The 24362-nt window shown below is 52.4% G+C and carries 23 protein-coding genes; 12 read left to right on the forward strand and 11 right to left on the reverse strand.

What is annotated here, in order from left to right:
- Positions 1 to 62: 62 nt before the first annotated feature.
- Positions 63 to 629 carry a sigma-70 family RNA polymerase sigma factor gene (locus tag CR46_RS0103885; RefSeq protein ID WP_030070202.1) on the reverse strand — a complete coding sequence of 189 codons (567 nt, stop codon included), beginning with the start codon at positions 627 to 629 and terminating at the stop codon, positions 63 to 65.
- A 231-nt stretch (positions 630 to 860) separates the two neighbouring features.
- Between CR46_RS0103885 and CR46_RS18285 the strand changes: the two genes are divergently transcribed.
- A complete protein-coding gene (locus CR46_RS18285) occupies positions 861 to 1076 on the forward strand; it encodes a hypothetical protein (protein WP_156963039.1) in 216 nt (71 codons plus the stop codon).
- A gap of 310 nt (positions 1077 to 1386) precedes the next feature.
- On the forward strand, positions 1387 to 2193 hold the full coding sequence (locus tag CR46_RS0103890; RefSeq protein ID WP_232222333.1) for a MipA/OmpV family protein: 807 nt from the start codon (positions 1387 to 1389) through the stop codon (positions 2191 to 2193).
- A 79-nt stretch (positions 2194 to 2272) separates the two neighbouring features.
- Here the strand turns inward: CR46_RS0103890 and CR46_RS0103895 are convergent, their stop codons facing one another.
- Both CR46_RS0103895 and CR46_RS0103900 read right to left on the reverse strand, forming a co-directional pair.
- The gene (locus tag CR46_RS0103895) at positions 2273 to 2959 is read right to left on the reverse strand and encodes a type 1 glutamine amidotransferase domain-containing protein (RefSeq protein WP_030070204.1); all 687 of its coding nucleotides are present in this window, start codon (positions 2957 to 2959) and stop codon (positions 2273 to 2275) included.
- A gap of 124 nt (positions 2960 to 3083) precedes the next feature.
- Positions 3084 to 3821 (reverse strand): MauE/DoxX family redox-associated membrane protein, encoded by a 738-nt coding sequence (locus CR46_RS0103900; protein ID WP_030070205.1) that lies wholly within the window; start codon positions 3819 to 3821, stop codon positions 3084 to 3086.
- A gap of 169 nt (positions 3822 to 3990) precedes the next feature.
- Here CR46_RS0103900 and CR46_RS0103905 point away from each other — a divergent pair, with 169 nt between their 5' ends.
- Entirely contained in the window at positions 3991 to 4776 is a 786-nt protein-coding gene (locus tag CR46_RS0103905; RefSeq protein WP_030070206.1) for a CLCA_X family protein, read from the forward strand.
- 431 nt (positions 4777 to 5207) lie between these two features.
- Here the strand turns inward: CR46_RS0103905 and CR46_RS0103910 are convergent, their stop codons facing one another.
- Positions 5208 to 6509 carry a M20/M25/M40 family metallo-hydrolase gene (locus CR46_RS0103910; protein ID WP_030070207.1) on the reverse strand — a complete coding sequence of 434 codons (1302 nt, stop codon included), beginning with the start codon at positions 6507 to 6509 and terminating at the stop codon, positions 5208 to 5210.
- A 189-nt stretch (positions 6510 to 6698) separates the two neighbouring features.
- Here CR46_RS0103910 and CR46_RS0103915 point away from each other — a divergent pair, with 189 nt between their 5' ends.
- Both CR46_RS0103915 and CR46_RS0103920 read left to right on the forward strand, forming a co-directional pair.
- Positions 6699 to 7922 (forward strand): YbfB/YjiJ family MFS transporter, encoded by a 1224-nt coding sequence (locus tag CR46_RS0103915; protein WP_030070208.1) that lies wholly within the window; start codon positions 6699 to 6701, stop codon positions 7920 to 7922.
- 85 nt (positions 7923 to 8007) lie between these two features.
- A complete protein-coding gene (locus tag CR46_RS0103920) occupies positions 8008 to 9471 on the forward strand; it encodes a sodium-dependent transporter (RefSeq protein ID WP_030070209.1) in 1464 nt (487 codons plus the stop codon).
- On the opposite strand, the gene CR46_RS0103925 is transcribed toward CR46_RS0103920, so the two are convergent.
- Positions 9433 to 10779, reverse strand: coding sequence for a Y-family DNA polymerase (locus CR46_RS0103925; RefSeq protein WP_030070210.1), 1347 nt, complete (start codon positions 10777 to 10779; stop codon positions 9433 to 9435). The genes CR46_RS0103920 and CR46_RS0103925 overlap by 39 nt on opposite strands.
- A complete protein-coding gene (locus tag CR46_RS0103930) occupies positions 10776 to 11234 on the reverse strand; it encodes a LexA family protein (protein ID WP_030070211.1) in 459 nt (152 codons plus the stop codon). Before CR46_RS0103930 ends, CR46_RS0103925 begins: the two co-directional genes overlap by 4 nt.
- 398 nt (positions 11235 to 11632) lie before the next feature.
- Between CR46_RS0103930 and CR46_RS0103945 the strand changes: the two genes are divergently transcribed.
- Together CR46_RS0103945 and CR46_RS0103950 are read left to right on the forward strand one after the other, a co-directional pair.
- Entirely contained in the window at positions 11633 to 12511 is an 879-nt protein-coding gene (locus CR46_RS0103945; protein WP_030070212.1) for an alpha/beta fold hydrolase, read from the forward strand.
- 34 nt (positions 12512 to 12545) lie between these two features.
- On the forward strand, positions 12546 to 13586 hold the full coding sequence (locus CR46_RS0103950) for a patatin-like phospholipase family protein (RefSeq protein ID WP_051690108.1): 1041 nt from the start codon (positions 12546 to 12548) through the stop codon (positions 13584 to 13586).
- Positions 13587 to 13604: 18 nt separating this feature from the next.
- Here CR46_RS0103950 and CR46_RS0103955 read toward each other — a convergent pair whose 3' ends face one another.
- The gene (locus CR46_RS0103955; protein WP_030070214.1) at positions 13605 to 14168 is read right to left on the reverse strand and encodes a Smr/MutS family protein; all 564 of its coding nucleotides are present in this window, start codon (positions 14166 to 14168) and stop codon (positions 13605 to 13607) included.
- A 182-nt stretch (positions 14169 to 14350) separates the two neighbouring features.
- On the opposite strand from CR46_RS0103955, the gene prmB reads away from it, so the two are divergent.
- The 5 genes from prmB (at position 14351) to phaC (ending at position 19395) form a co-directional block, all read left to right on the forward strand.
- Positions 14351 to 15310 carry a 50S ribosomal protein L3 N(5)-glutamine methyltransferase gene (prmB, locus tag CR46_RS0103960; protein WP_030070215.1) on the forward strand — a complete coding sequence of 320 codons (960 nt, stop codon included), beginning with the start codon at positions 14351 to 14353 and terminating at the stop codon, positions 15308 to 15310.
- Between the two features lie 13 nt (positions 15311 to 15323).
- A complete protein-coding gene (gene aroC / locus CR46_RS0103965; RefSeq protein ID WP_030070216.1) occupies positions 15324 to 16415 on the forward strand; it encodes a chorismate synthase in 1092 nt (363 codons plus the stop codon).
- A 60-nt stretch (positions 16416 to 16475) separates the two neighbouring features.
- The gene (locus CR46_RS0103970) at positions 16476 to 16883 is read left to right on the forward strand and encodes a hypothetical protein (RefSeq protein WP_030070217.1); all 408 of its coding nucleotides are present in this window, start codon (positions 16476 to 16478) and stop codon (positions 16881 to 16883) included.
- Positions 16884 to 17037: 154 nt separating this feature from the next.
- Entirely contained in the window at positions 17038 to 17448 is a 411-nt protein-coding gene (locus tag CR46_RS0103975) for a phasin family protein (RefSeq protein WP_030070218.1), read from the forward strand.
- Positions 17449 to 17541: 93 nt separating this feature from the next.
- Positions 17542 to 19395, forward strand: coding sequence for a class I poly(R)-hydroxyalkanoic acid synthase (gene phaC / locus CR46_RS0103980; RefSeq protein ID WP_030070219.1), 1854 nt, complete (start codon positions 17542 to 17544; stop codon positions 19393 to 19395).
- A gap of 159 nt (positions 19396 to 19554) precedes the next feature.
- Here the strand turns inward: phaC and CR46_RS0103985 are convergent, their stop codons facing one another.
- The 4 genes from CR46_RS0103985 to CR46_RS0104000 are packed head-to-tail and all read right to left on the reverse strand — an operon-like array spanning position 19555 to position 24287.
- Positions 19555 to 20709, reverse strand: a complete 1155-nt coding sequence (locus CR46_RS0103985; RefSeq protein WP_030070220.1) for an ABC transporter permease — start codon at positions 20707 to 20709, stop codon at positions 19555 to 19557.
- Positions 20706 to 21854 carry an ABC transporter permease gene (locus CR46_RS0103990; protein ID WP_051690109.1) on the reverse strand — a complete coding sequence of 383 codons (1149 nt, stop codon included), beginning with the start codon at positions 21852 to 21854 and terminating at the stop codon, positions 20706 to 20708. The genes CR46_RS0103985 and CR46_RS0103990 overlap by 4 nt, the downstream gene beginning before the upstream one ends.
- Positions 21841 to 22854, reverse strand: coding sequence for an HlyD family secretion protein (locus CR46_RS0103995; protein WP_030070222.1), 1014 nt, complete (start codon positions 22852 to 22854; stop codon positions 21841 to 21843). The genes CR46_RS0103990 and CR46_RS0103995 overlap by 14 nt, the downstream gene beginning before the upstream one ends.
- Positions 22851 to 24287, reverse strand: coding sequence for a TolC family protein (locus CR46_RS0104000; RefSeq protein ID WP_156963040.1), 1437 nt, complete (start codon positions 24285 to 24287; stop codon positions 22851 to 22853). Before CR46_RS0104000 ends, CR46_RS0103995 begins: the two co-directional genes overlap by 4 nt.
- Positions 24288 to 24362 lie beyond the last annotated feature (75 nt).

The raw sequence follows: 24362 nt of genomic DNA on the forward strand, positions 1-24362 counted from the left end.
AAACGGCGTGAAGACGACGTTCGATATTGGTTAGTAACTAACCCTAGTGCGTGGTTTGTCGGCTACGTTAGCCAGCCTTTTTCAATACAGGCACGAAGTCGCAAGCGCGCACGGTGTAAGATCACCCAGCAGTTGGCTTCGCTAAGGGTAAGCGCTTCGCAAATTTCTTGGGTGTTTAGCCCCATAAATTCACGCATTGTGAAGACCCGTGCAGTGTTATCGGGTAGCACGAGTAAACAGGTGTCGAGCACACGCCAAAACGCGGCATTTTCGAGTATTTGGCCGGGGTCGCCCCAGTGTGCGGGTTTACTCGCTGCTTGCCATCGGCCGTTCTCTTGAAACAGTTTTTCAAACGAATCTTCATCGCTTAGCTCATCTTCCTGCCAAGAGAAGTAGCGCCGCTCATGGCGGAATCGCTCAAGTATTTTATTTTTTAAAATGCCAAACACCCACGTTTCAAACGCCGAGCGCCCCGAGAAGGTTGGGTGCTTCTCTAGGGCGATGACCAGCGTATCTTGCACCGTGTCTTCAGCGGCGGCGTTGTCGCGCAATTGTAAGCGCGCGAAGGCGATAAGCTTGGGCCGCAGTGAAGCGATATGCTGTTCAGTTGAATGCGTAGCGTCCGTCACGGCAGCGTCCTTATGGGCAACATTGAGTAGCCATCATATCCATTCATTGGTGTTAAACGAACAACGCAGGCTTCAAGTGGCGCATATCCTGCGTGGTTTACGCTAAGCCTGATAATAAATGGCAGACTGGCTATTTGCTGTTTATACTTTTTAACGCATCGTCACGGATGCAGATCTACACGGACGTTACCACGACTGAACCCATTAACTCCCTTGTGGTAGGAGGTCAGCGTGCGACATATCATGATCAGCCCGACAGTGCGTGGTGTGGATATTATCTGCCGACATTGTGGTAATGCAGAGTTCTCGACAACACCCTACTTAAAACGGTTTCGCCTGGAAGGCACTGGAAAAGATAGCGCTATGCTGCGTTGCTTAACTTGTCAAACGGCGGTATCTACCCCGATGAGCAAGCTCAGCGCACTGTTTTATCATCACGCTTGTTAGAAAGACGTGGCAGTTGTCCATAAAAAAACCCCGTCCATCTCTGGTCGGGGTTTTATCAGGTCCTCCTTAATCCTACTTCACGAACATCCTGTTCATGCGTCCTTGTGCACCACAAGCACTCCTTGCCTGCACTTCCTTGTAACGCTTTCCCTGCGCTATGTGCACACAGTGCGCCCTATAGCCGCTGAGTTATCTAACCTGGGATATGAAACAGAAAAAAGTTTCGTGCAATGGGGCACAGTGGCTCCTTATTCGCTTGCAGTGGCTTGATTCAAAAACATACAATCACGCACGTTTGCTATATAAAAGGATGCCTTCTGTGACAATACTCCCTGCTCGTGCTACTTCACGTTTTTCTACCCGCAAGCGCCTTACCCCATTGTTGGGGGCTGCTTTCTGCATCGTATTAACCACACCAGCCTTGGCAGACAGTTGGGAAGGTAGCATAGGTGCAGGCGTCACCTACTCGCCTGATTACTTAGGCAGCGACGACTACGATACACAAGCGTGGCCGGTTGTTAACTTGACCTATGGCGACCAGCTCTCGATCAACGTCCGCAACGGTATTGAGTGGCACGCTATCCGCAACGGTAATTGGACCGCTTCTCCATTTATTGGTTATACCTTTGGGCGAGATAATGAAGGTGATATCAGCCAATTTGAAAAAGTAGATGGTGGGGCAACGTTAGGTCTGCGGGTTAGCTATCAGCAAGGCTTCTGGCGTTACAGCGTCGCAGGTAGCACGCCGGTGAGCGGCGATGTAGAAGGCGCTAAATTTTCGGCTAACGCTGCCTTGCGCATGCCGATTAGCGAACGCACGCTCTTCACGCTAACGCCCAGTGTTACCTATTCAAATGAAAAGTGGACCGAATCGCTGTTTGGTGTTTCAGTGCAGGACAGTGCGCAAAGTGGTGTGGCTGCCTACACACCCGATGGTGGTTATTGGCGAATGGGGGTGAATGCCAGCCTTAGTTACTCCTTAACGCCTGAATGGACAGCCACCGGTTTCGTGGGCACAACGCACCTAACGGGCAGTGCTGCGGATAGCCCAATTGTTGATGAGCTGGGCAGCGACTGGCAAACGCTCACAGGCGTTTCGCTAAGCTATCGTTTTTGATTAAAAAAACGGCGGGCAATATGCCCGCCGCGTTGATTGTTTACGTTAAATGATGTCTTACGTTGAACAAACGCTCTGCTTAGCGTGCCAGCCATGTCATCAGTGCTTCAGCGGTCGCCGCAGAGGAAGGCGGGTTTTGGCCGGTAATTAACTGGCCGTCTTCACGCACGTACGGTGTGAAGTCATCAGCTTTGCTGTAAATGCCGCCACACTGCTGCAGCGCATCTTCTACCAAATGCGGCACGATATCGGTTAGCCCAACTGCATCCTCTTCACCATTGGTAAAGCCTGTCACTTGACGCCCTTTTACCAGTGGTTCACCACTGCTGTTTTTTGCGTTAATCAATACGATCGGCGCATGGCACACTGACGCTACTGGCTTACCTTGGGCAATAAAGTTTTCAATCAGTTGGATAGAGTCTTTATCGTCGACTAAGTCCCATAGTGGGCCATGACCACCGGGATAGAACACCGCATCAAAATCATCAGCACTCATGTCGCTAAGGCGATGCGTTGCGGCTAGCGCTGCGTTCGCTTCATCGTCTTGCTTAAAGCGCCGCGTTTCGTCGGTTTGGCTATCGTCTACGTCACTTTTTGGGTCAAGCGGCGGCTGGCCACCGTTTGGCGAGGCAAGCGTGACCTCAGCACCCGCATCTTTAAAAACATAATACGGCGCGGCTAGCTCTTCTAACCAAAAACCGGTTTTTTCGCCGGTATCTCCTAGCTGATCGTGTGATGTCAGCACAACCAAAATACGCTTGCTCATCTTCTTACTCCTAATCGTGAAGAGTGCGATAGCTTCTTGCGTTACTTACTTTACCTTGGGGCGTGCTTTTCGGGTTACAAGGCGCGCTTGTATGTCTATCTGTCTGCATTGATATCCTTTCGCGTTATAGCAAACTCTTCAGCGGCATCCATAGCCCCATGGCGACCATCACAAGGTTTTCTGTCAGCGACACAAAGCCCAGTGGCACATTGCTATTACCACCTGCACAGGCACACTTGAGTTCTCGCTTATCGATATAAACCGCTTTAATCACCGATACGGCCCCTACCGTACCGATGAACAGCGCCAGCGGTGCTGCTAGCCAAATTAACGCACCTGCCAGCATCAAGATCCCTGCCAGGGTTTCCGCATAGGGGTAAACATACCCATACGGTACATAGCGTTTGGCCAGCAAGTCGTAGTTGAGAAACATGGTGCTGAAGCTTTCCACGTCTTGAAGCTTCTGTAATCCAAGCAACACCATGGCCGTGGCCACTGCATATTCAGGCAACCGTGTGGCGAATAACGTGCCATGAGCTAGCCAACTAACTGCTAAGCCTATTAATAACGCGGTGATAAAAATGGCAATAACCGGCCGATAAGACGTTTCTTTAGCGCTAGGCACGCTTAAGCCTAAATGTTCGCGTACCTCTTCATAGCCACCGATACGCTCATCGTCAATATAGGTTTGCGGCGTTGTATCAACCTGTTCTTTCGCTTTAAAGGCATCCGTTTCTTCGCGGGACGTTAACGGGTGATCGTGTACCTCGTAGCCCTTACGCTGCAGCAATGAAACGGTTTTCAACCCAAAGGGACACTGGTGTGCATCCGTTTTCATACGATAAACATGTGCCGTCGCCATATTTCCTCCCTGTTGTGCAACCGGTGTGCAATAAAGTACAACTGAACTTTTACTGCTTATGTATCAGGGTAGACACCTTAGATAAACTTGCCGAATAGCCTTTGGCGCTTGTTCTTTGCCTTCGATAAAATAGTGCGGTGAACTTCATTTTTAGGTTAGCGAGCACGCCGTGAGCATTGACGCACGAGAGTTTTACCGCCAAGGGCCAATGCATCGCCGCGAGGGTGCGAGCAGCTTTGCACTGATTCGCCGCCAGTTCGATTTTCGTTCAATTGAGATAGGTCGTTGGGTGTCCCGCTCCGAACGCGACCGTGCCGCAGAGCTTTTTCACGATGCGCTGTGCGATTTAATGCTGATATTGCACGGCAATGAAGCGTTGATTTCGCTGCGTGGCTCGTTAGCACTACAGTACGGCAGCGGCGGCAGGCCTGGCGTTTCTGCGCATTACGATCCCAGTCAGCGCAGCTTTTCGCTCGCCAAGAATGCCGGGCCTGGTAGTATTGCTCATGAATGGTTTCACGCGTTTGATCACTATATTGCCCAGAAGTGTTTTAACAATGTGTCTGCTAGTACCTTTGCCTCGGTGGCATGGCTAGCGAATGCAGCGCCGCTTAATCACCCACTTAATCAACGTCTACTAGCCTGTTTCCACGCTATTCTGCTACATCCCGACGGTCAGCAGCCTAGCGCGCTTTTCAATGATTCAGCAGCCATGGATAAAGCGCATGGCCAGCTTTATTACAGCAAGCCAGAAGAGCTATGCGCTCGGGCGTTTGAAGCCTTCGTGCAAGACGCCAGCATAAAAAACCATTTTCTAGTCAAAGGCACCAAAGCCTCACCGGAAGCAGCACGCGGTCTGTATCCGCAAGGCGAACAGCGCGAACGCATTAATGCGCGTTTCAGTGACTATTTTGCCAGTTTAGGGAAAGCGCTCAGCAAAGAGGACCCATTATAAAATGTTGGATGTGCGAAATACGCCAATGACGACTACGCTTTAACGACACTCAATTCTCAAAGGAAGAGAAAAATGCCATCGACTACTACTATTGTTGTTATCGTTGTTGTGATTGTTGCCGTCGCAGGAATAGGCTTCAGTGGCGTATTCCCTTTTTAATTATCGTGTTTACTAAACGATTAGTTTCTCTGTACTGGCGAGTAAAAAATTAACAAAATATGGCTTTTTTATCCTAGGTTAATGATTCTGTCATATATAAAGTTCATGGTAAGCGATAACACAAGGAAAGGTGTAAGGAGCAGGAGTAAGCAAGGAAGGCTTTTAATACCAGGGATGCACAAACAAGGAGGTTTGTGGAGAAGGATTACGGAGGAAATACTGCTACCCCGGCCATTATTGGCCGGGGTTTTTTTATATTACTTTTCTTGAACCTACTTCTTCTTGGTCTTTTTTGACTTCGCGTGTTTTTTGTCTTCGCTGCTTTCAGGCTTGTCGCTTTCAGGCTTGTCACTGCCTTGGTGGCTAAGCGGGTTAGCTTGGTCAAGCCGTGGGTGGTTGTCCAGGAATTCGCGCTCCAGATCAGGTAGGGCATCCAGCGCTTTGAGCGTGTGGGTCAAAGCATGGATCGCAGCGAGCACATCCTGGGTGTTGCCGGTTTCGGAAATGGTATGCATGTTGCGAATCGGAAAGCCAATCGAGGTCGCTGCGCTATCAATAGAGGCCAGCACGCCCGCCATGCCGTCAGTGCCGGTATCAACGCCGACGATATCCCGCTGTAGGGGAATATCCTGCTCTTTGGCGGCACTGGCAATAATGCGATTGAGCTGTTCGCTGGCAATAGAGCCGACCGCCATGGTGAAGCCTTTGCCCATTTCCAACGGCTGCATACGCTTGTCGCCAATGCCTGGGGCGGCCACGTAGTCGTGGTTAACGTCTACGCCAATCAGTGCGTCTGGCTTGAGTTCGCCTGCTAATACGCGGCTGCCGAAACGGCCAATCTCTTCGTAGCTAGCAATGGCAAAGAGCACGCGTACTTTTTTGGTGCCGCCCATTTCTGCGATTAACTTCGCCACTTCTGCGGTGACAAAACAGCCTAAGCCATTATCCAGGTAAGCGCCGTAGAACGTGTTGGGGCTAAAGCCAGGGCGAATAGGGCGGTCGAAAATAATCGAATCGCCGGGGCGAACGCCAAGGTTTAATACCTGCTGCTTTTTATTTTCGCCATGAATCTGCAAGTCTAAGTAGATCTGCTCTTTTTTGATGCCTTTACTGCCATCGCGCTGGGCGGGGTCAGAAAAGTGAATAGCGCCCAGGGCTTCTACCGTGCCGCCCTGGATGCAGCGGTAGCTGCCGGGGGCGTTGGGGTCTTCGCTAAACAGCTTCACTTCATGGCCGATAAGTACAGTAGGCAAGAAGGAGTCGGTGTTGATCCAGATCTTGCCGTCGTCGCCAATCGAGCGAACTTGCATGCGGATTTTATCTGCATGGCCGATGATCATGACTTTGAACATGTCATCGCGGCCAGGATGTGTGTCCAGCACCACGCCAGCATTGCCTTTAAATTGATGAAGATGCCAGTCACTTGGCGCGAAGCTTTCAAAGTAAGGCTTTAGAACGCCGTAAGTCATTGCGCCTTCCAGGCCTACTGGGCTAGGGGCGGCAAGAATGTCACGCATAATATTGAACTGCGCGTCGGGCATTGGCTGCGTCCAGGGTTTGGCGCTGTTACTCATGTTAAGCACTCTCCGTTGGGTGGTGTTTACCGCTTACTAGTCTGCCAGATTCTTGAAGCAGATGCGCTGCTTGGGCATGCCACGTTTGGGCGATGGTGCCATGGACGTTTCGGCGTATGATTGATTCATTAAAAATGAATATAACAACGACGACGATAAAAACGAAAGTACCTTGACGGGGGAGTGTTCATGAGTACCGCTAGCCTTAAATCGCAGCGCTTTAAAGTGCTGTTGGCGGGCATTTTTAGCCAAATTTTATGTATTGGTATTGCGCGCTTTGCCTATACCCCACTACTGCCGGTAATGCAGCAGCAGAGCTGGATTAACGACGCCGACGGTGGTTGGCTGGCTGCGCTTAATTATGCGGGCTACATGTTAGGCGCGGTGCTGGCAGCATCAATTCGCTCGGTGTATCTCAAAGACACGCTGTTTCGAATTGGCCTGGTGCTTGCGGTGTTAACCACTGCCGGTATGGCGCTGACCGATCACTTCTGGCTATGGGCGGGGCTTCGCTTTCTTGCGGGGCTATCGAGTAGCGGTTCTATGCTGCTGGCTTCGGGATTGATTTTGCACTGGCTGATTCAGCACCGACAGCGGGGTGAATTAGGCATTCATTTTGCTGGGGTGGGTATTGGTATTGTGGTGGCGGCGCTGGCGGTTGAGCTAATGCTCGCACTGTCGCTTAACTGGCAGGCCCAGTGGTGGGGGTTTAGTGGTTTAGCCGCAGTGCTGTTAGTGCCTGCTTGGCGATGGCTGCCACGGCCTGTTAAGCCGGTACTTGGTAGCGCGGCTCATCATGATGCACCGGCCAAGCCACCCAGTCGTACCTTTATGCGGCTTATGCTACCGGCCTATTTCTGTGCTGGTTATGGCTATGTGATTAGTGCGACGTTTATTGTGACGATTGTCGAGCGTGAACCGCTACTGGCTGGCGCAGGAAACTGGACATTTGCCCTGGTAGGGTTGGCCGCGGCTCCTGCGGTGATGCTATGGGACCTAGTGGCGCGACGTATTGGTTATTTAGGCGCACTCATTGTGGCCATGCTGGTTCAGGTGGTGGGCATTGTATTGCCTGCGATGACATCAAGCTTAATAGGTGTGCTGTTAAGTGCAGTGCTTTATGGAGGTACCTTCTTGGGCTGTGTCAGTTTGGTGCTCACCATGGCGGGTAGGCTATACCCATCAAGCCCTGCCCGATTAATGGGGCAGATGACACTGGCTTATGGTGCCGCCCAAATTGTTGCCCCTGCGCTGACCGGCATGTTGGCGGAGTCTTTTGGCAATTACTACTTGGGCTTATGGCTGGCGGGCGGCTTTGTCACGTTAGGGGCGCTGCTTTTAGTTTGGCTACGTCAGGTAGACCAAACCGCCCAGCGGCTAGATGCCCAGGCCAAAGCGCTATCGGTGGCGTAATAGTTGGTTGATGGCTGCAAGAGTTTTGGGCTTTGTCGACAAAATCCTCTAGGATAGGCGCTTTTTTCTGACAAGGTGGAAGGTCATGGCGTCTTCTGGGCAACCTCGCATTCAGTGGCTGGGCCGCTGGGGCTTTATGCTGGCAGCCACCGGTTCGGCGGTGGGGCTGGGCAATATTTGGAAATTTCCCTATATCACCGGGGAGTATGGCGGCGGAGCTTTTGTGCTGGTGTATCTGGCGTGCATTCTAGCCGTCGGCGTACCGGTGATGATGACCGAGATTGCCTTTGGTCGCCGTGGGCGCGGCAGCCCTATCGATGCGATACGGCGTGTCGTCAATGAGTCTGGTCGCTCTTCTGTTTGGTCGCTGATTGGTTGGATGGCGATGCTTTGCGGCTTTATGATTCTGTCGTTTTATGTCGTGGTCGCAGGTTGGTCGTTCTCCTATTTATGGAAAATGCTCACCGGCGGACTGGCTGGCAGCAGCGTTGACGATATGGCCGCCGTATTTAGCGCGAATAACGCCAACCCGTTCATCCTGGGTGGTTGGAGTACCCTGGTGGCAGTATTGACCATGGTAATTGTGGGCAAAGGCGTTCAGGAAGGTATCGAGAAAAATGTCAGTTGGATGATGCCCGGGCTAGTGCTCATGCTCGTTCTACTGATTATCTTCGGGGTGTTTTCTGGTGGGTTTGGCGAGGCCGTGAGCTTCTTGTTCTCGTTTAACGCAGGAAGTCTCTCGAGTGAAGGGATGCTCGCGGCGTTGGGCCATGCCTTTTTCACACTGTCGTTGGCATCCGGTGCGATTCTTACCTACGGTAGCTACTTGCCCAAAGGTGCTTCGATTGGGCGTACCACGGTAAGCGTGGCCATTGCTGACACCGTGGTTGCACTCATGGCGGGGTTGGCAATCTTCCCGGTCATTTTTGCTAACGGTATGAATCCTGGTGAAGGGCCTGGGCTTATTTTTATGAGCTTGCCGCTGGCTTTCCAGGCGATGCCAATGGGCACGCTATTTGGCATTCTGTTTTTCTTAATGCTCTCAATGGCAGCGCTGACCTCGTCTATTTCGATGGTGGAAGCTACGGTGTCGTGGTTATGCGATAACAAAGGCATGACCCGTAAGTCGGCCTCTTGGGCGACGGGCATCGTGCTATGGCTGATCAGCACGCTGGCGATGCTGTCGTTTAACCTGGGCGCTGATTGGACGCTCGCGGGTAAACACTTCTTTGACTGGCTGGATTATTTGACCTCGCGCTGGATGATGCCGCTGGGAGGTTTGGGCATGGTGCTGCTGGCGGGGTTTGTGCTGAAAAGTGAAACCTTCCGCGACGAGCTGGGCCTTGCGCCGTTGCCTTATGCACTGTGGCTAGCCATGGTGCGTTACGTGAGTCCGCTGGGTATCTTGGTCATTTTTGTCGATGCGCTGGGCCTTTACCCAGTGTCGTTTGCTGTTCACTGGCCGATACTGCTGGCGATCTTAGTGATATTTGCGCTGATCGGAGAGGCATTAAGCCCGCGGCTGCGCCAAGCGCTGCGCTCGCGCTAGCTGCTGTTGTTCACGCTTCACCCTGGCGGCCGCAATGGCGCCAGGGTGAGTGCCTGCCTCCATGAGTTCGTCCCAGCAGGTGGTGTAACGGTTGGAGCGGTGCGCACAGCGCAACTGCCACGGTGCTTCCGCCTCTGTCATTCCAAAACGAATGGTGCCTTGCCCCATACGCTGATTAATGGCGTCAACGGTGTTCATCAAGTGCGGGTGCGCCTTGGGTGAGGGCTGTAACAGTGAAAGTTGATACTGCTGCGCATCCACTAAGTCCAATAACATGACGCCGGCTTTCATAAACTGAAAACCTGGCCGGTACATCTGTTCAAGCCCTTCGCGTACGGCTTCTAAAATGACGCGGGTATCGTCGCTTGGTGACGTTAGGGGAATCATCGCGCTAGGCGAAAGTTGAGGCTGGTCTTTACGATGGCGGTTGGTGTTCAGAAACAGCAGCACGGCGCGGGTAAGGCTTTTCTGCTGGCGCAGTTTTTCGGCACTACGCTGGGCATGGCGGCGCAGTGCTGCGTGTAATTCCGCTTTTACGCCGGTTGCTTGACCAAAAGAGCGCGACGTCATAATACGCTGACGCGGCTGCTCGACTGCGTTCATTTCCAAGCAGGAGATACCACGTAGCTCTAGTGCTGTACGCGCAAGCACCACTGAAAATCGTTTGCGAAGTTGCTTTGGATCGCACTCCCGCAGTTGCCACGCCGTGCGAATACCACCCACCGCAAGCCGTTCTGCTAGGCGTCTACCGATGCCCCATACGTCATTCACCGGCAGCTGTTTAAGCAGCGCAGCCGTGGTTGGGCTATTGGCGGTGAGCAGGCAGATGCCCTGGTAGTGAGGCTGCTTTTTGGCAACGTGATTAGCGAGCTTGGCTAGCGTATGGGTAGGTGCTAGCCCTACACAGACAGGCAGCCCTAAATAGCGGCGAATGCGGCGGCGTAAGACTTCCCCGAGCGTTTGGCATTGAGCGTCGCTGAAACCATCCAGGTAAATAAACATTTCATCAATAGAGTAAGGCGCGACCTCGGGGCAGGCATCCCGCAGTAGCTGGGCGAGTCGTGCGGACATGTCGCCATACAGCTCGTAGTTAGAGGACAGCAGGTGAATTACGCCCCGCCGGCGCAAACCTTCTAGTTGGAAAGAGGGTGTGCCCATGGGGATGTTCAGCGCTTTCATTTCGGCCGAACGGGCAATCACACAGCCATCGTTATTCGACATCACGCCAACGGGCTTGCCTTCAAGCGCAGGATTAAACACCCGCTCGCATGACACGTAGAAGTTGTTGGCATCAACAAGGCCAATCATGGCAAATACTCATGCACCACAGCGCGTACCACGCCCCATAGCTGGCAGTCCGTCTCTGCTAGGGGGAGTGGTGGGTAGTGAGGATGTGCCGAACAAAGATGTGGCGTGCCTTGATAGAGCGCATAACGCTTTATCAGTACTTCCTCTTCAAACATGGCGACCAGGATATGCCCTAAACGGGGCGGTATGCTGCGATCTACCACCAGCAAATCACCTTCGAATATCCCCCAGCCTTCCATGCTGTCGCCTGTGGCGGTGAGGTAGAACGTGTGGTTGGGGTGTTTAATCAACCGCTCATTGAGATCTAGTGTGCGTGGCTCGTAATCCTGGGCAGGTGAAGGGAAGCCGCTAAACCCAGCGCGGCCGTAGAGCATTGGAAAGGGCAGCGGTTGAGAGGTTAACGGCAGGGCTGTCGCAACCATGGTTGTTGCACAATAAGTGGGTTGAGACGGCATCGACGGCATCCTCATGAATAAATAGTGTTTTTATATACAGTATATAGGCAGTATTTATTCATGGGGAAAAAATTGCAAGCGACGCTCAGCGCAGGGTACCAGGGGAATATTGGTTTGCGGGTGCTATTGGCTTAGCGAGCGAGCCACATGCCAACCACCAGTGCACTTATCACGGTAATTAAGAACACAAGATTGCGAGCACGGGTATCACGACGTGGTTTCATAGCCATTTTCCTGTTGGTCATCGTTATTCAACACATTACGAAGTAGTAGCAAGCAGCGAACCCCCCATAAAAGCGGCAGATGCGCTGCGCTTAGCATGGTAACGTTTACGCCTTAGAGCGTCATCTGACGAATATGACATTGCTTGGTTATCCGGCTTTAAAGAGATCCTGTTTATGAATGAATCGACTCATGTCGGTACCGCTGCGCAGCCGCTTTCCCTGGCGAATGGGCGGCTGGCAGCACTTAGCTGGGGGCGTAGCACTGCGCCTACTTGGGTGGCACTGCACGGTTGGTTAGACAACGCTGCAAGCTTTACACGGTTAGCGCCGCTGTTAGTAAAAGCATTGGATATTCGTATTGTTGCGATCGACTTTCGTGGTCACGGGCATTCGGCCCATGCACCTGTAGGAAGCGACTATGCACTATGGGACTACACTCACGATGTGCTGGATACCTTGGAAGCATTAGCGCTCGAAAAGACAACGCTACTTGCTCACTCGATGGGGGCAGCCGTGGCTTGCCTCATATCCGCAGCGTTCCCCGAGCGGGTGAATAAGCTTATTTTGCTAGATGGTTTAGGTGCGTTAAACACACCGGCTGAAGAGACAGCCAGCCAACTGCGTAAAGGGTTGATAGCCTATCGGCGGCCGCTTTCCCGGCCCCCTCGTTATCCGGATATTGAGAGCGCAGTCGCTGCGCGGGTAGCCGGAGGCGTCACGCCGCTGGACAGCATCACCGCTACGCCACTTGTCGAACGTAACACGCAAGCTACCGCCGATGGGCATGTGCAAATGCGCACTGATAGCCGTTTGTTAAAGCCTTCTTTGGTGCGCTTTACACCCCAGCAGGTGTTGGCACTACTGGCGGAGATTCAAGCCTCGGTGCTATTGATAGAAGGGGAGCGGGGTATTTTAGGCGAGCGGGACTGGGCGGAAAAAGCACGCCAAGCGGTGCCCCAGTTAACGCGCCATGTACTAGCGGGTGGCCATCATCTGCACCTTGAACCCCAGGCGGTTGAGCACGTGGCTGAGATAATCCGGCAACAAGTGTAACGGTTATCTGTTGTTCAGCATTAGGAAGATGACAATGAAAAAAGTGACGCAAACTGCTGATACACCTTTGGGAAACCTTCCTTTAAATAATGGCAATAAGGTTGCGTTGGTATTGGGGAGTGGAGGAGCTAGGGGCTACGCCCATATCGGTGTTATCGAAGCATTAGAAGCACGTGGCTTCGAGATTATCTCGATTGCGGGTTGTTCCATGGGCGCGCTTATTGGCGGTATCTATGCGGCTGGAAAACTGCCTGAGTACCGCGAGTGGGTGTGTACGCTGGATTATTTAGACGTGCTAAAGCTGGTCGATGTGACCTGGAGTCCGATGGGGGCCATGCGGGCTAATAAGGTCATGAACAAGTTAGAAGAGCTGGTTGGCGAAAGATTGATTGAAGAGCTGCCTATTCCGGTAACGACCGTCGCGACGGATCTGGTTCGTCAGCGTGAAGTGTGGTTTCAAAACGGCTCCTTGCTTCAGGCAATTCGAGCCTCTATTGCCGTGCCTGGCGTTATTACCCCAGTGCATGTGGGGGACCAGGTGCTCGTTGATGGCGGCTTACTGAACCCACTGCCGATGATGCCGATATTAGCCGCCCATGAAGCGGACTTTGTTGTAGCGGTTAACGTGACGGCGCACAGTCCGCAACCCATCACGTTAGAGGAGCTGTTACCCCACGAAGATAAGAGCGATAGCCGCACCGCGTTAGAACGCGATCGCGATGCTAATATTGGCGGTTGGATGGATGACGTTCGTGCCACCACACGGCGGCTGTGGGACGGGCTGGGGGGTAGCAATGGTGAAGAGAGTGACGTTGATGAAACCGTTGACCTGCGTGGTAAGCGTGAATGGGGCAAGCTCGATATGATTTTAGAGTCGTTTGATATCACCCAGGCGGCGCTCGCGAAGTATAAAATCGCAGGCTATCCGCCAGATGTATTGATTGAAATTCCCAAAACTGTTTGCAGCACTTATGAGTTTCACCGAGCCAACGAATTAATTCGGCTGGGTCGGCATCTTGCCGATGAAGCACTGGAGCGACGGATGCCTGGTATTGCCTCTGATGCCACCGAGTAAGCGTAGTGAAATAGCTGCTTACTGCCCGCGCTTGCGCAGCAGAATATACACCGCCCCTGTGCCGCCATCGATATCGATGGCGGAGCAGAACGCCAAGACGCCGGGCCACTCTCTTAACCATGCGTTGGTATGGCTTTTAAGTACCGGAAAGTCCGATGTGGTACCCCAGGCCTTACCGTGAACTACCAGAACGCAGCGCATGCCTTGTGCAGCAGCGTCGCGTAAAAAACTTTCAAGCTCAATCCGAGCTTCTTCTAGGGTATAGCCGTGTAAATCCAGCCCAGCCTGCCAAGCGGTTTGGCCGCGCTTTAGCTGGCTAAAGGTGCGCCAGGGCAGGTCCGGAACGCTAAATTCCAGATACTCTGAAGGGCGTACTGCCTCTACTCGGCCGTCAGATGTGCGACCGCTGGTTTGTAGCGTGTTGCTTTCTACCGCAGCTCGCCGGCGTGCCTGTTGGGCATCATCGTTACGTTTGGGCTTGCCTGGGTTGGCTTGGTTGCTGGCAATACGGCGTACGCCTGCTGCCTGCAGCGCTTGGCGAAAGGCACTGATATCGTCGTCGTTGGGCAGGTGTCGCGTCATGATTAGCTCAAATCGAGAAGTTAAATGTTAAGAAAAGTGTCAATAAACAAGCATAATTGAGAAACACACAGGATAGCGAGCTGAATGTTGTTGTGAAACGCACGCTTGTGAACCGCGTGCTGTGAACCAGACGGCGTCAAAGGTACAATCTTTTCATCAATCTTTATACGCCAGGAGCCGCTGTGACCACGCACCTTAATGATGAGACCTCCCACTCAATGCTTTCGCTGCCGGAGTCGGTAGTAGTGAGCGAGCTTTTTACATTACGCGATTATTTACGCTGGGTGTCCAGTGAGTTTTATCTGGCGGGATTGCATTATGGGCATGGCACCGAATCGCCTTGGGACGAAGCCGTTGCGCTGTGTTTAGGCGCACTGCACCTTCCGTGGAACGTCGATCCTGCTGTGCTAGACGCACGCCTGTTGCCAATAGAGCGCGAGCGCATTATTCGTTTAGCGCGAGAGCGGGTAACTACTCGCCGCCCGCTGCCTTATTTACTGGGTGAAGCTTTTTTTGCCGGGTTCCCGTTCAGCGTTGACGAACGCGTATTAATTCCGCGCTCGCCTATTGCCGAGCTGATTGAAGATGGTTTTGCAGCATGGTTCCCAGAAGAACCGCCTGCCCGAGTATTGGACTTATGTACCGGTTCTGGCTGTATCGGCATTGCCACCGCGTTGGTGCTGCCGACCAGTGAGGTCGCCCTGGCGGATATTAGCCAGGATGCCTTAGCGGTTGCGCGTCAAAATATCACGCGTCATGACGTTGGTGATCGCGTACGGGCCGTCGAGTCCGACGTGTTTGATGGTTTGAAAGGCCAGCGCTTTGATCTGATCGTATCAAACCCGCCTTATGTCGATGCACGTGATCTGGCCACCATGCCCGCCGAGTTTCGCCACGAGCCTGCCTTGGCGCTGGGGGCTGGTAACGATGGGTTAGATATCGTGAGACGCATTCTGTGCGAGGCGCGCCAGCACTTAACCGACGAGGGATGGCTGATTGTTGAAGTTGGCAATTCCGACCGCCATGTAGAGGCTGCTTTTCCTGAAGTGCCTTTTATCTGGCTTGAATTCGAGCGTGGCGGCCAGGGTGTTTTTGCCTTGAGCGCCGCTGAACTCGACGCCCATGCGGCGTCTTTTGCGTGAGGAACTAACGCCCATGTCTGGCAATACCTTTGGTAAGCTATTTACCGTTACTACATTTGGTGAGAGCCACGGCCCTGCTTTAGGCGCGATTGTTGACGGCTGCCCGCCTGGCATACCGATCAGTGAAGAGGACCTTCAGCACGATTTAGATCGCCGCCGCCCAGGCAGTTCTCGGCATACCACCCAGCGTAAAGAGCCGGATCAGGTGCGGATTCTTTCTGGTGTGTTTGAAGGTAAAACCACTGGTTCGTCCATTGGTCTGCTAATTGAGAACACCGACCAGCGCTCCAAAGACTACTCTAAAATCAAAGATCAATTCCGGCCTGCCCACGCAGACTACACCTACCATCACAAGTATGGTCATCGCGATTATCGGGGCGGCGGTCGTTCTAGCGCACGGGAAACCGCGATGCGCGTTGCCGCTGGCGCGATCGCTAAGAAGGTGCTGGCCGCAAAAGGGATACAAGTTCGTGGTTATATGAGCCAGTTGGGGCCAATTAAAATCGACTTCAAAACCTGGGATGCAGTGAGCGAAAATGCCTTTTTCTGCCCCGATCCGGACAAAGTGGCTGAGCTTGAAGCCTATATGGATCAGCTGCGTCGTGACCAAGACTCGGTGGGCGCGGAAGTTACCGTGATTGCCGACGGTGTGCCGGTTGGGCTGGGTGAGCCGGTTTTTGACCGCTTAGATGCTGATCTGGCGCATGGCTTAATGAGCATCAATGCGGTAAAAGGGATAGAGATTGGTGCAGGGTTTGGCTGCATTGCCCAGCGGGGTAGTGAACACCGTGACGAGATGACCCCAGAGGGCTTCTTGTCAAACCATGCTGGTGGCGTGTTAGGCGGAATTTCCAGTGGGCAGCCGATCGTTGCCCGCCTAGCGTTGAAACCAACGTCAAGTATTACTACGCCCGGGCGTTCAATTGATGTACATGGCCAACCAGTTGAGGTAATAACAAAGGGTCGCCATGACCCCTGTGTCGGTATTCGCGCGACGCCTATCGCTGAAGCAATGATGGCAATTACGCTGCTAGACCATTGGTTACGTCATCGTGGACAGAATGGCGATGTTAGCGTTGATACACCGCGTTTAGAACAACAATAACAGCACGGTGCGCTTAGCGTAACGCTGCTACACTCTAGGAAGATGGTTAAGGAGTCGCCTATGAAAATTAACGTTGAATTTGACCTGACACCGGATGAGTTTCGCCAATCATTAGGGCTGCCGGATGTTGAGGCGTTTCAGCAAAGCCTGCTGGAAAATATTCAGCGGCAAATGGAATCTGGGGTGGATGGCTATGACCCTATGAGTCTAATGCGTCCTTTCCTGCAGCAGCCGATGATGCAACAAGGACTTTCTCAGGGGCTAGCTAATTTCGGTACGTATCAGCAGATGATGTTGGATATGTTGCGTAAAGCAGGAACCTCAGGTGGCAGTGCCGACCAGGCTGGCGACACGAATCAGGATGACTCCCAAGAGGCTGCCAATGCAGCGTCAGGTAAAAGCGCATCAAGTGCGAGAAGTTCCAAAGCGAAAGCAACAGCTTCTTCGCGCTCTCGCGCTAAAGGGTAGAACTGTCGTGTGAAATGTGTAGCGTTGTCGAGCGTGCTGCTAGGAATGTTGCAAAGCAGCAATGCAGCGTTTACTCTTTTTGCAGTGCAGCAATTTGCCGTGTGATGAGCCACTCCAGGCTCATGCCAAGGAATGAGAGATAGGAGCAGACACTATGCAAGATAAAATGATGGACGCCTTTAGTACCCAAACGCGCCAAATGTTCGAGCCAATGCGCAAGATGAACTCGCTGATGCTCAACAATATGGAAAAAATGACCCAGTATCAGCTGGAAGCAATGAAACGCTACAGCCAGATGGGCACCGAGCGCATTCGCAGTGCGACGGAAATTAACGATGCTGAAAGCCTGCGTGATTTTGGTACGAAACAAGCCGAAATGATGAATGAGCTTTCTCAGCAGATGCAGGAAGATGCCCGCGTCATGGGTGAGATGAGCATGCAGTTCAAATCCGAAATGGAAAAGCTGTTCAGCGAAGCTGGGCAGAAAATGAGCGAGCAAGCCACCTCTGCTGCGAAAAGTGAACAGCCTGCGAAATCGACTAGCCAATCTTCACGTAAAAGCTAAACGTAACGATGTTCGCGGCGCCTTGAAGGCGCCGCGTTCTTTTGGATGATGTGCCTGGGCAGACAATGCCAAGCAGGTGAGGGGAGAGTGAGTATGCTGTCAGGGTGGAAAATGCCGTCTCAAGGTGTTTCTCAAGAAGAGCTTGAAGCATGGAAAGTGCAGCTAAGCGATGTTGGTGAACAGTACAAAGGCCTGCTTGAGGATTTACTGTCACGGATAGCACCCAGCGAAGCTGCTGACTCCGTTTACAGTGATATGCGTGAAAGCTTTGAAGCCGCCGCACAGTCGCTCATGAGTAACCCTAACCTGCTGTGGCAAACTCAGTCCCGCCTACTGCAAGATCAGTGGCTACTTTGGCAGCAGGGTGTGCGGGCGATGTCTGGTGAGCAAGTGACGCCATTGATAACGCCTGCAAAAGGCGACCGCCGCTTTAAAGATGAAGCATGGACACAAGAGCCTTACTACTTAGCGATTATGCAGCAATATTTACTGTTTTCGCAGATGTTAGAGGAGCTTATTGAAAATCTGGATGGCTTAGACCCGACACAGAAACGCAATCTAGCGTTTTATGCTCGGCAATTAGTAAGCGCCATGTCGCCTACTAATTTTGTATCGACTAACCCCGAAGTCATGCGTCGTACAATTGAGACGCGTGGACAAAACCTAGTAGATGGCCTGACGCGCCTGCGAGAAGACCTGGCGAATTCCGCCGAGGGTATTAACGTACGCATGACCGATCGAAGTGCCTTTGGTGTTGGCGATAACATTGCTGTCACCCCAGGTGCCGTGGTGTATGAAAATGAGCTGATTCAGTTAATTCAATACACCCCCACCACGGAAAAAACCTTTAAAACGCCACTGTTGATCGTGCCCCCATGGATCAATAAGTACTACATTCTCGACCTGCGAGAAGATAATTCGCTGGTTAAGTGGATGGTGGACCAAGGGCACACGGTATTTCTGATTTCTTGGCGTAACCCTGGCCCAGAACAGCGCGATATTACCTGGGCTGATTACATGCAAATGGGCCCCGTCAGCGCGATGGAGGCCATTGAGCAAGCCTGTGGTGAGAAGTCAGTCAATCTGTTGAGTTACTGTGTGGGCGGCACACTAACTGCTTCTACGGTGGCCTATCTGACAAGCACTCGGCGTGGTCGAAAAGTGAAGTCAGTGACCTATATGGCGACGCTGCAGGACTTTCGTGATCCTGGTGATATTGGCGTATTCCTTAACGAACGGGTGGTTGAGGGAATTGAAAATACGCTGGAAATGAAAGGATATTTAGACGGCCGCTCGATGGCCTACACCTTTAATTTATTGCGTGAGAATGATCTTTTCTGGTCGTTCTACATCAATAATTATCTGAAAGGCGAAACGCCCGCCGCGTTTGACCTGCTGTACTGGAATACTGATGGGACTAACCTGCCTGCTGGTACCCATGCCTGGTATCTGCGCCATATGTACTTGGAAAACCGTTTAGTAGAACCAGGTGGTATCGAGCTGGACGAGGTGAAGATTGACCTTCGTAAAATCTCGACGCCGTGCTACTTCGTTTCGACGAAAGAAGATCATATCGCTAAGTGGAACAGTACGTATTATGGCGCGCTGTTACCCAAAGGGCCGGTGACGTTTGTATTGGGTGGTTCTGGCCATATCGCGGGCATTGTGAACCCTCCCCACAAGAATAAATACGGCTACTGGACCAACGATGCGCTGCCCGACACCCATGAAGCATGGCAAGAAGGCTCCACCTTTAACGAAGGCTCCTGGTGGCCACACTGGCAGGCATGGGTAACGGAGAACGGCTATGCTGATCCTGACCCGGAAAAAATGGTGCCCGCGCGTCAGCCTGGAGAAGGTGAACTAAGCGTGATTGAAAGCGCGCCCGGGCGCTATGTGAAAATGACGATTCCTGAGGTGTTGGGCGAAATTCCCGCCGCAGAATGATTTGCCACCATGGCATGATAGGCTAACGAACAAACGTTGCGTTTGTCGTTAACAGTTAGAGCAGTAGAAAATGGCGGTGATGTCCTATTTGGAGTGATCTAATAAGGCATCACCGCCATTTGCGTTATTACCTTTCAAGCTACCTTTCAAACCACCCTTTCAGCAATGTGACTGCTTGCGTTGGTGCCAAGCGAGCCAGCAAAGCCATCCGCCATACAGAATACATAATCCAATCAGTACGCTAATTTCGCGCCCAATGCTGAGAAGCGGGGCACCCATTTGATTCATCGCTAAAAAACCTTGTATGCCAGGTTTAACTGGAATCAGTAGGGTTAGGATATCTAGCCATTTGGGTAGACTTTCGGCAGGCCAGGCAAAACCAGCGGTAAAGACAATCGGTAGTGACGAAAGAAGAACCAGCACAGTGGGCAGTTCTGGTCGCGGAAGCAGATAACCAAGCCAAATGGCGAATAACGTGGCGCTTATGAAAAATAGCACGCTGAAGGCGAGTAATTCACTAGGCGCAGCCGCATGGGGAACACCATAAAGCTGGAAGAAAAAGCCAAAGTAGAGCATGGCAAATAATAGGTAGATAAGCAGAAAGGTGAAGAGGCGAAGCGGCAGCGCTAATGCGAGCGATGGCGCGGTTTGCCCCAGACGCCTGCGCGCGCGATCTTTGATGGTTACGCTACCTGCGGCAATGAGTAGCGTTTGGTGCAGAATTAATACAAAGACAGCGGGCACAATGTAATTAATGTAGCCCGACGTGGGGTTAAACGCGGGCTTAGTGATGAGCCGCATCGGCATAATTTGTCCAGGGATCTGTGCAGGACTTTCTCCCTTCATTAAGCTACCAACGAGTTGGGTTTGCACACTGAGTGTCGTCGCGGCTGTCAGCAAGCCCTCAACCACATTGCCGTAAATTAGAAAATAGCTGGCGTCCCCAGCAAAAGAGAGGCTGGTTGGGCGTCCTAAATAAATATCACGCTCGAAACCGGAAGGAATAATTAATAGCCCATGAACAGCATCGCTGGCCAGTAAGGCTTCTGCTTCTGCCATGCTGGACGGCTGGGCGGCGACTCGAATTTGAGGGGCTGCATCTGCCATGCGGATAAGTTGCCGGGCCAGATGAGTGTGATCATGATTCACCACCGCCACTGCTTGTTCTCCCGGCACGCTCTTATGATAGGGAAGAGGGTAAAGAACGGCATAAAATAGTAAGCCGCCGACAATTACGAGCAGCACGGCCCGATCAGCAAATATATTCGCAATCTCTACCTGCCACGCTTGCCAACACCGTTGCCAGGCATTCATGAGGACACCTGTTCAGCAGGGTTGATGTTTAATTGTTTTGGCAAGGCATGAATGGCGAAGGGTAAAGGCAGCAGGAACAGCAGCAATATTAATAAGGGCGGTAGCAGAGTAGCCAGCGGTGCCCCATGGTCAGCCACCGCTACCTGGAGTTCAATATAGTGGGTGGAGGGCATTAAGTTGCCCCAGGTTCGCGCCAGTATATTCATATCGCCTCTTGGGAAAGTAATTCCCATAAAGGCAAAGGCTGGTGCTAGATAAGCAGCACATAAGCTTAGCGCGCGGATTTTGTTAGCAACGGTAGCTAGAATCAACGTCGCCATACTTTGAACGGCAAGTACCATTAGCGCCATACCAACCATTAGCCAAGCCACGCTGCCCTCTGGTGACCAGCCAAGAAAATAGTAAAACATGCCAAGCAGGATGACGCCTTGCAGCCATAGCAGCAGCGAAATGGGTGTTAGTAGTTGCCAGAGTGAAACACTTCTGGCGGAGAAAGTGGTGGGTAGCGGCGCTTTTTCGAGCCGCCAGCAAAGCGTCAGCAGCGTTGCAACGACGATTACAATTTGCCATAGGGCGGGTGTGATTGTTGTCACCAAGAAACGCGCATAGCTCATTCCCGCGTTATAAAGGGAGGTGATTTGTGGCCGCACAGGGGCCGCCGCTGCTACTGCTTGTGGTAATGCATAGCCTTGACCAAGCCGTAATACAACGCCCGCTTCGGCGGCAAAACTCATGCTTGATTGGGTTAGTGCGGAGGAAATGAATTTTCCGGCTAGCAGGTATTGGCTATTGTAAAAAGCCACGGCCTCGGGACTGAGAGAAAGACGCAAGTCGCGGCCAAAGTTACGTGGGATGATCAATAGTGCTAAGACTTCACCACGTTGTAGCGCTTCGGCCCCTTCGCTTGCCGAAGGGTAAGGGTGAAGCATATCTAATGCTGGGCTGGCATCTAAATAACGCTGCAGTGAACGAGACTCAGAGGTATGGTCTAAATCGACAACGCCTACGGGAAGTGATCGTGGAGTGCCTGTTTCAAACACGGCAATAAATAGCAGAGCCAGCAGAGGGGGCAGCCATCCTACCAGAGCGAGCAGCCACGGCTGGCTGCGTAGCGCCTGCCAGCCATTCAGTCTAGTCGGTTCCATGCTGGCTACCTGTCGGCGCTTCCTCAGAAGGTAAATCAAGCAATACGCTCATGCCTGCCCTTAGGCCAGGTACTGGCTCAATGGGGTGCATTTCCACTTCAAACGTGCGCATATCAAAGCCACGACCGGGCACCGTGGCACGCCAAGTGGCAAAGTCGCCAAGCGCTGCGATGTGGCTGACTTTAAAGCGTGCCTGATGACCAAGAGAGGGAATATCGAGGTCGATCTCTGTACCTGGCGAAAAGTGCCGTAGCAGATCTTCACGAACATTAAACAGAGCCCATGCTTCGTCTAGGTCGGTGATCATCACCACTGGGAAACCTTGGGGGACGAGCTCACCTGGGTTTAGTAATACATTACTGACAATGCCCTTATGAGGTGCAATTGCTAGCGAGTCCTCAAGTAGTTCAGTGATTTCATCACGTAGACTAGTCGTTATATCTTCGCCAGCGCGGCTGGCGGTACGTGCTTCTTCACGAGGGCCTGCCTCTGCTAATCTAAGCACCTCTGCGGCGGTTACCCGCGTCTGCTCCGCTACCCGTAGCAGTGTAAAAGCCTCATCAAGCCGTTGACGGGCCACAACGCCTTGTTCGGCTAATACGCGGGTACGTTCATAGGTGGTTCTTGCCATGGTCTCAGCCGCCTGAGCTTTCTGAAATTCGCTGCGTGCTGCGGCTATTTTCTCCTCACGGGTGCCGCCTTCAACCGCCTGCGCCAGTGAGCGGCTAATCGTATCGAGTGCATCGACTTGCGTCAGTTTAGCTTCAAGTTCAGGACTATCGATTCGAAATACGACATCTCCGGCATTGACACTATCACCGCGGCGAAACTCAATTTCGGCAAGCCGTCCTGGGACTTTTGAAGACACCATATATTGTCGGGCTTCTATCTGGCCCTGTAGGCGAAGAGGAGGCGTGCTATAGGTGCGCCAGAAAACAACAGATACTGCGATGGCGACCCCTGCCAATATGGCCAGGATGAGAAATCTGCGCGTGGTCACGGGATGGGGTCCCCTTCGCTAAGATAAGCAAATAGTGATTCTTGCTGACCTGTAATACTGAGTAATTGGGCAAACGACATGACGAACCGGAAAGCGGCAGCATCACGGCGTGTATGGGTCGTGGATAGAAAGGTTTGGGCATCAATCACATCAAGCGCTCGCCCAATTCCTTCTGAGAAAGCCAGCGTTTGCAGGCGTAGGCTCTCTTCTGCCAGCGCCACTGTACTTGCGAGGTCGCTATACTCTTCAAGCGCTTGATTGGCATCGCGATACTGCTGGTCAAGCAACAGCTCTAGCTTGCGGGAAGCGGCCTGCTGGCGATACCGTAATTCCGATACTGTGCTCACCGCTGCCTGTACCTTGCCACTCCGTCCGCTGCGATCTACCAGTGGCATACTGACACCAACGCCAACCAACCAGTCGGGTGTGAGATCGCTAGCTAACGAGTCATCTTCATAGAGGTTGTAACTGCCAAACATAAAGACATTCGGATGGTAAAGCCCACGGCTTGCATCAACGACGCTTTCCGCCTGAGCCTGTTTATTTGCTAATAATCTAAGGACAGGGTGGTCGGCTAGCCCTGGTTGAAAATGCCCAATCGGTGGCAGCGATGCGAGCGTAAACAGGGGAGATGTAGGCGTAGGGCCTGATGAATGACCGCCAGACCCTGGCGCATTGGAAGGCGTATAGTGAACCAAAGAGGCTAATGCTTGTTGGGCGCTATCACGCTGCTCGCGGATGGCGCGCGTAGTGATACGTGAACGGTCATAGGCTGCTTCAGCGGCTAAGCGCTCCACCCGCGCAATTTGATATTGGTCTTCAAGCGCTTGGGCAGAGTGGTAATGGTGGGCAAGGGTGTTTTCAGCTTGTTGTTGAGTAGTAAGCGCTCGCTCAGCCATTACTAGCCCGTAATAAGCGGTTACTAAATCCATAAAACGGGCTCGGTAAACGTCTTCAAGCAGTAGCGATGCTGCCCTCTCTTCTAATGTTAATAGTTCCCGTGCAGAGCTGATTTTTCCACCTGTATAGAGCGGCCAAAACATCGCTAACGAGCTTCGGGCAACGTTGCGGTTAGTGACCGGTGTACGAAAGGCATTAGGGCCGCCAATAAGATCGACTAATCGCTGGCCTGGCAGGGAGTCAGCGACGCTACTAAGCGGGTTGAGAGCAAGTGCATCCACTTCAATTGGGTTATCTAGGTGGGTATAAGAGCCAATTAGATCTATTTGAGGGAGTAGTAAATTATTGCGGTTAGAAAGAAGCGCAACCGCGCGCTGCTGGGCAGCTTGGCCTGCTGCAACGTCATCGTCTTGGCTGCGGAGTTGTTGCCAAGCATCTTCCAGAGCTAGTGGCTGCGCGTGAACGTGCTGGCTAGGTAACGCTATGGCTACCATAAGTAATGATGCCCATAAAAACATGCTTGAGCTTTTCACAACTCACCACCTCTTTTTATTTATTATAAGGGTTAAACCATAGTTTAGGTGTTAAGTGCAATAAGCCAAAAATGG

It is taken from the genome of Vreelandella neptunia (genome assembly GCF_000712975.1).
Classification (GTDB): domain Bacteria; phylum Pseudomonadota; class Gammaproteobacteria; order Pseudomonadales; family Halomonadaceae; genus Vreelandella; species Vreelandella qaidamensis.